We start from the raw sequence: 12,126 nt of genomic DNA, 5'->3' as shown, positions 1-12,126 counted from the left end.
GGGACGCGGACCGCGGGCTACGCTGGAGCCATGCCCGCAGTGACGTTCCTGACGAAGCCCGGATGCCACCTCTGCGACGATGCACGGCCCGTGGTCGAACGCGTCGTCGCCGAACACCCCGGCGTCACCCTGCAGGAACGCTCGATCCTCGACGACGACGCCCTCCGCCAGGAGTACGCGGAGGACATCCCCGTCGTGCTGGTCGACGGGCGCGTCCACAGCAACTGGCACGTCGACGCCGACCGGCTCGCACGTGCCCTCGAGAAGGCCGGTTCCCCCGCATGATCTCCCACGTCGTCGCCTGGACCCTGCGCGAAGACCTCGACCGCGCCGCGACCATCGCCCGGATCCGCGAACTCCTGACCGGCCTGACCAGCACCATCAGGTCGATCCGTTCGCTCGAGGTCGTCGAGAACGTCGCCTACCCGGAGAAGAACAGCGACGTCGCCGTCGTCGCGTCGTTCGACGACCTCGCCGGACTCGACGAGTACCAGGTGCACCCGGACCACCAGGCTGCCGCAGCCGAGATCCGTGGACTGGTCACGGGGCGGGCTGCCATCGACTGGCAGAGCTGAGCCGGGCCTCCCGTCCCGCCCCCGGCGCTGCGTGCGCTGCGGCGCTTCGTGAGCAGAAATGGTCGCCTCCCGCATCGGGAGGCGACCATTCCTGTTCACCATGTGCGCTCGCGCGGGGCGCCGCGCGACGTGCGCTCGCGCGGGGCGCCGCGCGACGTGACTACGGCGTCAGGCGCGTCGGTCCACGGAAGAGGTACGTGACCTCACGGATGGACGGCTCACCCAACATGAGCATGAGCACGCGCGCAAGGCCCATGCCGAACCCACCGTGCGGCGGCACGCCGTAGCGGAAGAAGTCGAGGTACCAGCCGAGCTCCTCGGGGTCGAGGCCCTTCTCGACGGCCTGCGCCTCGAGCACGTCGACGCGGTGCTCGCGCTGTGCGCCCGTGGAGATCTCCGCGCCGTTGAAGATGAGGTCGTAGCTGTTCGTGAGCGACGGGTCGCCGGGCTTCCGCATGTGGTAGTACGGCCGGATCGACGCGTCGTACTCGGTGACGAACACGAACTCCGAACCGTGGTGCTCCTTCGCCCAGGCGGCAACGCGGCGCTCGCCCTCGGGGTCCAGGTCGCCGTCGGCACGGACGACGTCGTGGCCGCTGTCGGCCACGATCTTCCGGGCCTCGGCCAGGGTCACGCGGGGGAACGGCGTCGCGGGGACCTGCAGCTCGAAGCCGAAGGCCTCCTGGATGTCCTTGCCGTACTTTTCCTTGACCGCGGTGATGCCTGCGACCAGGACCTCTTCGTGCATCGCCATGACGTCCTCGTGGGACTCGATCCACGAGAACTCGGCGTCGACGCTCGTGAACTCGGTCGCGTGGCGGCTCGTGAAGGAGGGGTCCGCGCGGAACGCGTCGGCGATCTCGAACACGGCGCCGAAGCCGGCCGGCTGGGCCATCTGCTTGAAGTTCTGCGGCGACTGCGCCAGGTAGGCGGTCGTCTCGAAGTACTCGAGCTGGAAGAGCTCGGCGCGCGACTCGGACGCCGACGCCATCAGCTTCGGGGTGTGGATCTCGATGTAGTCGCGGTCCACCCAGTAGGTGCGGAACGCGTGCTCCAGGGTCGTCTGGATGCGGAAGATGAGGTTCTGCTTGCGGTTGCGCAGGTCGAGGAAGCGCCAGTCGAGCCGCTTGTCGAGCGACGAGTCGTCGGCGATCGGGGTCTCCGGGATCGCGGCGCTCACCACCTCGAGCGTGCCGACCTTGACCTCGAGCCCGCCGAGCTTGACGCGCTCGTCGTGCTTCAGGGTGCCGGTGGCGTGGATGAAGGTGCCGTGGGCGAGGGCCGAGATCTCGGTGGTGGTGGCAAGCGCGGCCTGGGCGGCGTCGTCACCGTCCTCGGCCTCGCGCGTGGCGGGGTTCACGAGCTGGACGGCGCCGGATTCGTCGCGGAGGACGACGAACTGCACCTTCTTCTGGTCTCGGACGGTCTCGACCCATCCGGCCACGGAGACGGGGCCGTCGGGGAGGGCAGCGAGGTCGGCGATGCGGGTGCGTTCGATCACGGTGGTCGAGTCTAACCGTCTGCGTCCGGCGGCGTCGGTCCGCAGGGTGTCCTCCTCCACAGGGCGGCCCGCTTCCGGCGTCGTCCACAGGTCGGACCGGGAGGCCCGTGGGGCGTCGCGTGGGTCCGTAGCGTTCTCGACGTGGCCGGGTCGCGAGACGAGAGGGGGACCGGGTGGGGACGGGGACGGGGGAGCTCGCGACCTGGCCGCCTGCGGCGATCGCGACGATCGTCGCGTCGTTGTTGGCGCTCGGAGGCACCACGACGGCAACGGTCTGGTCGTTCATGCGGTGGCGGCGAGAGCACCGTGCGATCGAGCGAGCGTACGTCTGGCAACAGGTTGTCTGGGCAGCGGAGATGGTGTCGTCCGACGACGTCGGCAAGGCCGAGATCGGACGGATGGTCGCGGGCGCGATGTACGACATGCAGATTCATGGACGGGTCGACGATCCAGGTGTGAGTGTCCTGGTACGAACACTCGGAGAAGAGGAACGCGATGCAACGCATGTTCATGCACATGACCGGTGAGGAACGCCGGCGTGCGCAGGTCCGGCTCAACCAGGTCATCCTCGACGCGTACCCGAAGCGGAAGGCGCGGAAGATGATCGCCATGTTCGAGCGGGTGGAGGCACGTCTGGAGTACTCCCCGGAAGAAGCAGCCGAGGCTGAGCGGCGATGGCTCGCGCGGTACGAGCGCTCAGGGGAGCGAAGCGCGGAGTGACCCCAGGGTGCCGATGAACTCCTCGGCCATGCCGGCGCGCTCGACGAGCGTGGCGTGCCGGGCCCGGGCATCGTCGAGGTACTCGTCGAGGCGTGCAGCCAGCGCGGGCTCGTCGTCGGGGTCCTTCGCCGCCAGCGCATCGACGACCCGCAGCAGGTCCGCCATCTCGTCGAGCGTGAACCCGAGTGGCTTCATGCGGCGGATCACGAGCAGCCGGTCCAGGTCCTGCGCGGTGTAGACCCGGAACCCGCCCGTGGTGCGGCCGCTCGGCACGAGCAGCCCGACCTCGTCGTAGTGGCGGATCGTCCGCAGGGACATGCCGGCACGGTCCGCCAGCTCGCCGATGTGCATCGTGTCCGGGGTGTCGGTGGTGCTCACGGTGCACAACTCTACCCTCACGTGAGGGTAGAGTTCCGATCGATGTCCGTGATCACACACGCGCCGGCGGCCCCGAGCGTCCTCACCGCCCTCCGCTCACCCCGCATGCTCACCCGCGAGGTCCTCGCCGGTGTCGTCACCGCGCTCGCGCTCATCCCCGAGGCGATCTCGTTCTCCGTCGTCGCCGGGGTCGACCCCGCGGTCGGCCTGTTCTCGAGCGTCATCATCGCCGTCGTCATCTCGATCGTCGGCGGCCGTCCGGCGATGGTGTCCGCCGCGGCCGGTTCGGTGGCCCTGGTCATCGCGCCGCTCGTCCGCGAACACGGCATCGAGTACCTCGTGCCCGCGATCGTCCTCGGTGGCGTGTTCCAGCTCGTGCTCGGGTTCCTCGGGGTCGCGCGCCTGATGCGCTTCATCCCGCGCAGCGTCAACGTGGCGTTCGTCAACGCGTTGGCCATCCTCATCTTCACCGCGCAGCTGCCCAACCTGCTCGGCCCCGACGTCCCGTTCGTCGTCTGGCCGCTCACCGCCCTCGGCATCGCGATCATCGTTGGCTTCCCGTTCCTGACCAAGGCCGTCCCCGCGCCGCTCATCGCGGTCGTCGTGATCACCGGCATCACCATGCTCTTCAGCGTCGTCGTCCCCACGGTCGGCGACGAGGGCGAACTGCCCACCGCACTGCCCGGGTTCAACGGCATCGTCACCCCCTTCTCCTTCGAGACGCTGCAGATCATCGCGCCGTACGCGTTCGGCGTCGCGATCGTCGGCCTCATCGAGACCCTGTTGACCGCGCAGCTCGTCGACTCCATCACCGAGACCGGCTCGAGCAAGTGGCGGGAGTCCTGGGGGCAGGGCGTCGCCAACATCGCGTCGGCGTTCTTCGGCGGGACGGGTGGTTGCGCGATGATCGGCCAGACGGTCATCAACGTGAAGACCGCGGGCGCACGGACCCGGATCTCGACTTTCGTCGCCGGTGCTTCCGTACTCGTCCTGACGATCGTGCTGCACGACCTCGTGGCCGAGATCCCGATGGCCGCGCTGACCGCCGTGATGCTCATGGTGTGCGTGGCGACCTTCGACTGGCACAGCATCCGTCCGCGCACCCTGCGGCGGATGCCCCTCGGGGAGACCGCCGTCATGCTCATCACCGTCGTGGTGGTCGTCGTGACCGAGAACCTCGCGACCGGCGTGCTCGTCGGGGTCGTCGTCGCAGCACTGGTCTTCGCTCGCCGGGCGGCCCACGTCGTCACCGTCGTCCGCGAGCCGGTCGACGAGCACACCGTGCGGTACCGGGTGCGCGGCGCCCTGTTCTTCGCGTCGTCGAACGACCTCGTCACGCGGTTCTCCTACGCCGAGGACCCGGAGCACGTGGTCATCGACCTGTCCGACGCGCACGTCTTCGACGCCTCGACGGTCGCGGCACTGGACGGCGTCGAGCAGCGGTTCGCCAAGCACGGGTCCACGGTCGAGGTCGTGGGCCTCAACACCGGGTCGGTGGCCATCCACGGGCGGTTGTCGGGCGAGCTCGGCTGAGCGCTTCCGCATCCGGTGAATCGGCTGTGGGGCCGGTGAGCACCGGTGGGCGACCTACACTGGAACCCATGCCCGCCACCCGACTCCACCTCGTCCGGCACGGTGAGGTGCACAACCCCGACCGCGTCCTGTACGGGCGGCTCCCGGGCTTCGGACTGAGCGACCTCGGCAAGCAGATGGCCCTCGCCTCGGCGACCGCGTGGAAGGACGCCGGTGTCGACGTGCGCCGGATCGTCGCCTCGCCGCTGCAGCGCACGCAGGAGTCCGCGGCGCCGTGGTCGGCCGCGTACGGGCTCGACGTCACGCTGGACGAGCGCCTCATCGAGCCGACGAACCGGTACGAGGGGCAGCCCCCGGGCTTCACGAAGCGTTCGCTCGGCCGTCCGGCGGAGTGGCCCTGGATCGCGAACCCGTTCCGGCCGAGCTGGGGCGAGGCGTACGAGTCGATCGCGAACCGCATGCTCGCCGCGATGACCACGGCGTGGGAGAGCGTGGACGGCGGCGACGTCGTCCTGGTCAGCCACCAGCTGCCGATCTGGACGGTCCACCGGAAGCTCGCGGGGGAGTCGCTCTGGCACGACCCACGCAAGCGCCGCTGCGACCTGTCGAGCATCACGACCGTCGAACGGGTGCCCGCCACGTCGACCGGTCGGTTCACCGAGGTCGGGTACACGGATCCCGCGCAGGAGCTGCGCGCGACCGCCATCGACGAAGGAGCAGTGTGAGCGTCATCAGCAAGCGGTTCGCGGTCCTCGCAGCGACGGCGGTCGCCGCGGCGCTCCTCCTGTCCGGGTGCTCGTCGGACAACGGTGGCCTCGCCAAGCAGTACGGCAACGGCACCACCCAGAACTACATCTCCGGCGACGGCGCGGTGACCGAGGTCACCGCCGACAAGCGGTCCGACGCGGTCGACTTCGAGGCGAAGGACTCCGACGGCGACACCGTCTCGTCGAAGGACCTCAAGGGCAAGGTCGTCGTCCTGAACTTCTGGTACGCGAGCTGCCCGCCGTGCCGCGCCGAGGCGAAGTACCTCAACGAGGTGCACGAGTCCTACGCCGGTGCCGACGACGTCGCGTTCATCGGCGTCAACGTCCGCGACGAGGCAGCGACCGCAGCCGCCTTCGAGCGCACCTTCGGCGTCGACTACCCGACCGTCCTCGACCAGAAGACCGGCACGATGCAGCTCGCCCTGTCCGGTCAGATCGCCCCGAACGCCGTGCCGGCCACGATCGTCCTCGACACCAAGGGCCGCGTGGCTGCCCGGGTGCTCGGCGCCGTCGACGGCACGAGCATCCTGAAGACCCTGATCAGCGACGAAGTCGACGCCGGCAAGGCCTCCTGACCCGTGGCCTCCAACCCCTTCGCCGAGGCGATCCTCAGCGGCCAGATGGCCGTCGCGCTGCCCGTGGCGGCGCTCGCGGGGCTCGTCTCGTTCCTGTCGCCCTGTGTGCTCCCGCTCGTGCCCGGCTACCTCGGGTACGTCGGTGGGATCGCCGAGGGCGGGCAGCGCCGAGGGCGGGTCGTGCTCGGCGTGCTCCTGTTCATCCTCGGCTTCACGGCGGTCTTCGTCGCGTACACGACGGTGTTCGGCGCGCTCGGGTTCTGGCTCGTGCGGTGGCGCGACCTCATCACGCAGATCCTGGGCGTCGTCGTCATCGCGATGGGGCTGGTGTTCGTCGGCCGGTTCACGTTCATGCAGCGCACCATCAAGCCGAGCTGGACACCCGCGACCGGACTCGTCGGCGCCCCGCTGCTCGGCATCGTGTTCGGCCTCGGCTGGACCCCGTGCCTCGGCCCGACCCTCGCCGCCATCAACCTGCTCAGTGTGCAGTCGGGCAGTGCCTGGCAGGGCATGTGGCTCGGCGTCGCGTACTGCCTGGGCCTCGGCATCCCGTTCGTCCTCGTCGCCCTCGGGGCCGGCTGGGCGACCGGTGCGATCCGCGCCGTGAAGCGGCACATGCGCACCGTCAACATCATCGGAGGAGCGATCCTGATCGTCATCGGTCTGCTCATGGTCACCGGAATCTGGTCGGCCGTCATGTCGAGCGTCGGGGCGGTGATCCAGAGCTTTGTCCCCGCGGTCTGATCCCGAAACCGAAGCGACGGGCGCCGACACCGCGTCGGACCCGCAGCGACCGTCCGACCACGTCGACGGCTCCGGACCCGGCGACGCCGGCATCAACCAGCCGAAGCTCGGCTTCGTCGGCACCCTCCGGTTCTTCTGGCGACAGCTCACGAGCATGCGCACCGCGCTGTTCCTGCTCATGCTGCTCGCCCTCGCGGCGATCCCGGGCTCGCTCGTGCCGCAGCGCACCGCCGACCCGAACGGTGTCGTCCAGTACAAGGCCGACCACGCCACGCTCTACCCGATCCTCGACAAGCTGCAGGTCTTCGACACCTACACCTCGGTGTGGTTCTCGGCGATCTACCTGCTGCTGTTCGTCTCCCTGATCGGCTGCATCGTGCCGCGCACGAAGCACCACTGGCAGGCGCTCCGCACCCGTCCGCCCCGGACCCCCGTCCGCCTGACACGACTGGCGGGCTTCCGCACCGTGGCGGTGCAGCCCGACGCGATGATCGACGGCACCACCGGGATCGACGTGACCACGGGCCTCCCGTCCAGCGAGCACGCGGTGACGCGCGCGATGGCGATCCTGAAGCGCTCCGGGTACCGCGTCGAGCGCTTCGGTGACTCGGTGAGCGCGGAGCGCGGCTACCTGCGCGAGACCGGCAACCTGGTGTTCCACGCGGCGCTCGTCGGTGTCCTGCTGGCCGTCGGTGTCGGCGGCGGGTTCGGGTTCACCGGCCAGCGGCTGCTGGTCGAGGGGCAGACGTTCTCGAACGTCCTCGGCTCCTACGACTCGTTCAACCCGGGTCGCTGGTTCCAGCAGACCGACCTCAAGGGCTACAACCTGACGCTCGACAAGTTCGTCACGAAGTACGAGGAGCGCAACCTCGACGCCCTCGGCCAGGCGCTCGACTACTCGGCGACCGTGACGAGCAAGGAGAAGGGCGGCGAGTCGACGACCAGCCGCCTGGGCGTGAACGACCCGCTGCACGTGGGCGGCACCAACGTCTACCTGCTCGGCAACGGCTACGCGATGAACGTCACGGTGCGCGACGGCGAGGGCAACGTGGCGTTCCAGGACGTCGTGCCGTTCCTGCCCGAGGACGCCAACTACACGTCCACCGGCGTCATCAAGGTGCCGGACGCGCTGCCGGACCAGCTCGGCATGGTCGGGTTCTTCTACCCGACGGCGTCGAAGCTCGCCTCGGGTGCGTACACGAGCGCCTACCCGGACACGCAGAACCCGCTGCTGACGCTGCAGGTCTACACCGGCGACCTCGGCCTCGACAGCGGCGTGCCGCAGAGCGTCTACACGCTCGACACCAAGGGCCTCACGCAGATCGCCGGCCGTCAGTCCGACACGGCGAGCATCGCGCTCGAGCCCGGGCAGACCAAGAAGCTGCCGAACGGTGCCGGGTCGATCACCTTCGACGGCGTCAAGCGCTACGTGTCGCTCGACGTGCACCACGACCCGTCGCAGGCGTGGGTCGCCGCCTTCGCGCTGCTCTCGACGCTCGGGCTGCTCACGTCGCTCTTCGTCCCGCGCCGACGCGTGTGGGTGAAGGTCGTCCCCCGCAAGGGCGCAGAGCACGGCGAGTACGACTTGGAGTACGCGGGCCTCGCCCGCGGTGAGGACCCCAACCTCGAACGGGCCGTCGCGGACATCGCACAGCGCCACACGTCGGACCTCGGAGTTAGGATGCCCCAGTGAACGACATGACCACGAACCTCGCGACCTACTCGGTCGTGCTGACGTACTCCGCGATGGCGGTCTACGTCATCGCGTTCATCTCGTTCGCGCTGGACATGGCGAAACGCTCCGGCGAGGTGACGGCAGCGGCGAAGGACGCTGGTGCGGACTCGGACGACGCTGCGGCGACCGCCTCGGTGGGCGCGGCCCGCTCGACGAAGACCGTCGCCACCGTCCGGGGCGGCACCGTCGTGCTCGAACCGGTCGCGGCACCCCCGGCGAACGCCGGCGGCTCGGCCGCGCGCGGCACGAAGTTCGAGCGCGTCGGCATGGCCATGACGATCCTCGCGCTGGTGCTGCACGTCGCATCGGTGGTCCTGCGCGGCATCGCGGCCGACCGTGTGCCGTGGGGCAACATGTTCGAGTTCTCGCTCACCGGCACGGCGCTCATCACGCTCATCTTCCTGCTCGTGCAGTTCTGGCAGAACCTGAAGTTCCTCGGCGTCTTCATCACCGGGCTGACGATCATCCTGCTCGGCATCGCGACGGTGAACTACTGGGTCCCCGTCGTGCCGCTGCAGCCGGCGCTGCAGTCGTACTGGCTCGTCATCCACGTCTTCGTGGCGATCGCGGGCACCGGGTTCTTCGCGCTCGGTGCGGGGCTCGCGGTGGCGCAGCTCGTGCAGACGTACCGCCAGGGCCGGACCGCCTCGGGCAAGCTCCGCTTCATGGCGACCCTGCCGGACGCCGACCGCCTCGAGGTCCTGACCTACCGCGTCCTGCTCGTCGGCTTCGTCCTCTGGACCTTCACCCTGATCGCCGGTGCGGTCTGGGCGGAGCGTGCCTGGGGCCGGTACTGGGGTTGGGACACCAAGGAGGTCTGGACCTTCATCATCTGGGTCGTCTACGCCGGGTACATCCACGCCCGTGCGACCCGCGGCTGGCGCGGTGCGCGGTCGTCGTGGCTGGCGCTCATCGGCTTCGCCGCCGTGATGTTCAACTTCTCGGTCGTGAACGTCTTCTTCAAGGGCCTGCACAGCTACTCGGGCCTGTGAGCGACGCGCGTCACTGACGCGGCTCTGGTCGCGACCAGGACCGGACGGGAGGCACGGTGCCAGCTGGCACCGTGCCTCCCGTCCGTCGTCCGGTCGCGTGCAGGGCCAGGGAGACGGGTCTACGCGGCGGCAAGTACGGCGTGCACTCGCGCCACCCGCGCGAGCCACCATGCCGTCCGCTCCGGCGACGCGGCGTTCCGGTCGAGCAGGTCCGCCGACACCGCGACCCGTCGCACCGGCACGCGGCCCCCGACCGGCAGCAGCGGGTCCGCGGTGACGTCGGACGCGAACATCGCGGCGGTCCCGAGCCCGGCGGCGTACCCCGGGGACATCGCAGCCGCGGCGAGGAACGCGCCCATGCCGAGCCCCACCGAGGTGTCGAGCGCGCTGGAGACCACGCACGGCAACCCGGCCTCGGCGATGACCGTACGCGCCGCGGTGACGCCCCCGAGCGGTTGTGCCTTGACGACCAGGACGTCGGCCGCTCCGGCTCGTGCGACGGCGAGGGGGTCAGCGGCCTTGCGAACGCTCTCGTCCGCGGCGATCCGCACCCCGAGGCCGTCGATCCGTGCCCGCAGCGCGGCGAGCTCCGGCACGGTCCGACAGGGCTGCTCGGCGTACTGCAGGTCGAAGGGAGCGAGGCGTTCGAGCGCCTCGGTGGCCTGGTCGACGCTCCACAGTCCGTTGGCGTCCACCCGGACGGCGGCCCCGGGGCCCATCACCCGTCGGACCTCGGCGACCCGGGCGACGTCGTCGTCGACGGTGGTACCGGGTTCGGCGACCTTGACCTTGGCGGTGGTGCACCCGGGGTAGCGCGCGAGCAGTGCGGCGACCTGGTCCGGGGCGATCGCCGGCACCGTGGCGTTCACCGGCACCGAGTCGGCGGCGGCCTCGTGCTCGGTCCAGCCGAAGTCGATCGCGCCCCGGAGCCACGCGGCGGCCTCGGTGTCGTCGTACTCGACGAAGGGTGAGAACTCGGTCCAGCCCGAGGGGCCGCGGAGGACGAGCGCCTCGCGCGTGGTGATGCCGCGGAACCGCACCCGCATGGGCAGGGCGACCACGTGCGCGTCGGCGGTGAGTTCGGCGAGGTCGGGGAGCACGTCGGCCATCCTCCCACCGCACCCAGGGCACCTGCCGGTTCCTCGGAGGGGACCGCCAGGGCAGGGCATTAGCATGCATCGGTCGGCCTCGGTCGGCACTGGTCACGACCCGGATCGAACCGTCCGGAACGAGGGAGGCGCGGTGGCGCGGGAACCGCAGCAGCGTGCGCAGCGCCCCGGTCGCGACACCGACGAGTTCGCGCGGCTCATGCAGCAGAACACCGTCGACGTCCGCCAGACGGCGGGTCGGAAGCGCCGCAGCCCGATCGTCGGCAAGATCGCCCTCGGCCTCGCGGTGGTGTCCGCTGCGGTGGACGCCAGCGCCTTCGCGGTCTTCATGGGCGGTGACACCGAGTTCGCGTTCGGGATCTGCTTCGTCGTGGTGTTCCTGACCCTCATCGCGGCGGTGCTCGGCTTCGTCGCGGCCGTCGGTGGCCTCGGCCGGTGGTACGGGGCGATCGGTGTCGTGGTGGCCTTCTTCGCCAACCCGGTGATCCTCATCGTGATCCTGGTGTTCGTCGCGCCCGAGGTCCTGACCGGCATGGGCGCCTGACGGCGGCGGTACGTTGGGGGCATGGCTGCTCCCGTCTCCGACCTGTTCGACCCCGACGTCTGGACCGCGGCTCCGATCGCGGAGCAGTTCACGGACATCACGTACCACAAGCACGTCTCGAAGGGGATCGTCCGGGTCGCGTTCGACCGGCCCGAGGTGCGGAACGCCTTCCGTCCGCGCACCGTCGACGAGCTCTACCGGGCGCTCGACGACGCCCGCCAGGACCCCCGCGTCGGCGTCGTCCTGCTGACCGGCAACGGTCCGAGCCCGAAGGACGGCGGCTGGGCGTTCTGCTCCGGCGGCGACCAGCGCATCCGGGGGCGCAGCGGCTACCAGTACGTCGGCGACGAGGGTGCGCCGCCCGAAGGAGTCGACCCCGCCGCCGCGCAGGCGTCGATGGGACGACTGCACATCCTCGAGGTGCAGCGCCTGATCCGCATGATGCCCAAGGTCGTCATCGCCGTGGTCCCCGGCTGGGCAGCCGGCGGCGGGCACTCGCTGCACGCGATCTGCGACCTGACCATCGCGAGCGCCGAGCACGGCAGGTTCAAGCAGACCGACGCCGACGTCGGGTCGTTCGACGGCGGGTACGGCAGCGCCTACTACGCCAAGCAGATCGGCCAGAAGTTCGCGCGCGAGGTCTTCTTCCTCGCGCAGGAGTACTCGGCGCAACGTGCGTACGAGATGGGTGCGGTGAACGCGGTCGTCCCGCACGAGGACCTCGAGCGCGAGGCGATCCGCTGGGGCGAGATCGTCCTCGGCAAGTCCCCGACGGCGATCCGGATGCTCAAGTACGCGTTCAACGCCGTCGACGACGGCATGGTCGGGCAGCAGGTCTTCGCGGGCGAGGCGACGCGGCTCGCCTACGGCACCGACGAGGCCGTCGAGGGCCGCGACTCGTTCCTCGAGAAGCGCGCCCCCGAGTGGACGTCGTTCCCGTGGCACTACTGAGC

Annotated in this window: 15 protein-coding genes; 12 read left to right on the top strand and 3 right to left on the bottom strand. The window is 70.1% G+C overall.

The window, feature by feature from the left end; all coding sequences use genetic code 11:
- Positions 1–30 precede the first annotated feature (30 nt).
- Positions 31–285 carry a glutaredoxin family protein gene (locus tag EDF48_RS08280; RefSeq protein WP_123338836.1) on the top strand — a complete coding sequence of 85 codons (255 nt, stop codon included), beginning with the start codon at positions 31–33 and terminating at the stop codon, positions 283–285.
- Complete coding sequence (locus EDF48_RS08275; RefSeq protein ID WP_131879316.1) at positions 282–575, top strand: Dabb family protein; 294 nt, start codon at positions 282–284, stop codon at positions 573–575. The genes EDF48_RS08280 and EDF48_RS08275 overlap by 4 nt, the downstream gene beginning before the upstream one ends.
- A 160-nt stretch (positions 576–735) precedes the next feature.
- Here EDF48_RS08275 and aspS read toward each other — a convergent pair whose 3' ends face one another.
- On the bottom strand, positions 736–2,076 hold the full coding sequence (aspS, locus tag EDF48_RS08270; RefSeq protein WP_131879314.1) for an aspartate--tRNA(Asn) ligase: 1,341 nt from the start codon (positions 2,074–2,076) through the stop codon (positions 736–738).
- Positions 2,077–2,249: 173 nt separating this feature from the next.
- Between aspS and EDF48_RS08265 the strand changes: the two genes are divergently transcribed.
- Positions 2,250–2,603, top strand: a complete 354-nt coding sequence (locus EDF48_RS08265) for a hypothetical protein (protein WP_131879312.1) — start codon at positions 2,250–2,252, stop codon at positions 2,601–2,603.
- A complete protein-coding gene (locus tag EDF48_RS08260; RefSeq protein WP_132084018.1) occupies positions 2,593–2,796 on the top strand; it encodes a hypothetical protein in 204 nt (67 codons plus the stop codon). The genes EDF48_RS08265 and EDF48_RS08260 overlap by 11 nt, the downstream gene beginning before the upstream one ends.
- On the opposite strand, the gene EDF48_RS08255 is transcribed toward EDF48_RS08260, so the two are convergent.
- Positions 2,773–3,147, bottom strand: coding sequence for a MerR family transcriptional regulator (locus EDF48_RS08255; protein WP_131879563.1), 375 nt, complete (start codon positions 3,145–3,147; stop codon positions 2,773–2,775). The genes EDF48_RS08260 and EDF48_RS08255 overlap by 24 nt on opposite strands.
- A gap of 69 nt (positions 3,148–3,216) precedes the next feature.
- Between EDF48_RS08255 and EDF48_RS08250 the strand changes: the two genes are divergently transcribed.
- The 6 genes from EDF48_RS08250 (at position 3,217) to ccsB (ending at position 9,520) form a co-directional block, all read left to right on the top strand.
- Complete coding sequence (locus EDF48_RS08250) at positions 3,217–4,707, top strand: SulP family inorganic anion transporter (protein WP_131879310.1); 1,491 nt, start codon at positions 3,217–3,219, stop codon at positions 4,705–4,707.
- Positions 4,708–4,775: 68 nt separating this feature from the next.
- A complete protein-coding gene (locus EDF48_RS08245) occupies positions 4,776–5,432 on the top strand; it encodes a histidine phosphatase family protein (protein ID WP_123292091.1) in 657 nt (218 codons plus the stop codon).
- Positions 5,429–6,049 (top strand): TlpA disulfide reductase family protein, encoded by a 621-nt coding sequence (locus tag EDF48_RS08240; RefSeq protein ID WP_131879308.1) that lies wholly within the window; start codon positions 5,429–5,431, stop codon positions 6,047–6,049. The genes EDF48_RS08245 and EDF48_RS08240 overlap by 4 nt, the downstream gene beginning before the upstream one ends.
- Positions 6,050–6,094: 45 nt before the next feature.
- Entirely contained in the window at positions 6,095–6,793 is a 699-nt protein-coding gene (locus tag EDF48_RS08235) for a cytochrome c biogenesis protein CcdA (RefSeq protein WP_123292336.1), read from the top strand.
- Positions 6,777–8,486 carry a cytochrome c biogenesis protein ResB gene (locus EDF48_RS08230; protein ID WP_235036025.1) on the top strand — a complete coding sequence of 570 codons (1,710 nt, stop codon included), beginning with the start codon at positions 6,777–6,779 and terminating at the stop codon, positions 8,484–8,486. Before EDF48_RS08235 ends, EDF48_RS08230 begins: the two co-directional genes overlap by 17 nt.
- A gap of 5 nt (positions 8,487–8,491) precedes the next feature.
- A complete protein-coding gene (gene ccsB, locus EDF48_RS08225; protein WP_131879561.1) occupies positions 8,492–9,520 on the top strand; it encodes a c-type cytochrome biogenesis protein CcsB in 1,029 nt (342 codons plus the stop codon).
- Positions 9,521–9,639: 119 nt separating this feature from the next.
- On the opposite strand, the gene EDF48_RS08220 is transcribed toward ccsB, so the two are convergent.
- A complete protein-coding gene (locus tag EDF48_RS08220) occupies positions 9,640–10,629 on the bottom strand; it encodes an o-succinylbenzoate synthase (RefSeq protein WP_131879306.1) in 990 nt (329 codons plus the stop codon).
- A gap of 133 nt (positions 10,630–10,762) precedes the next feature.
- Here EDF48_RS08220 and EDF48_RS08215 point away from each other — a divergent pair, with 133 nt between their 5' ends.
- Positions 10,763–11,173, top strand: a complete 411-nt coding sequence (locus tag EDF48_RS08215) for a hypothetical protein (RefSeq protein WP_123292094.1) — start codon at positions 10,763–10,765, stop codon at positions 11,171–11,173.
- Between the two features lie 21 nt (positions 11,174–11,194).
- Positions 11,195–12,124, top strand: coding sequence for a 1,4-dihydroxy-2-naphthoyl-CoA synthase (locus tag EDF48_RS08210; RefSeq protein WP_111084280.1), 930 nt, complete (start codon positions 11,195–11,197; stop codon positions 12,122–12,124).
- Positions 12,125–12,126 lie beyond the last annotated feature (2 nt).

The sequence above is a fragment of the Curtobacterium sp. PhB191 genome, from assembly GCF_004346515.1.
GTDB lineage: Bacteria > Actinomycetota > Actinomycetes > Actinomycetales > Microbacteriaceae > Curtobacterium.
Note: the sequence above shows the minus strand (reverse complement) of the source record. Positions and strands in the feature narration are given on the sequence as shown.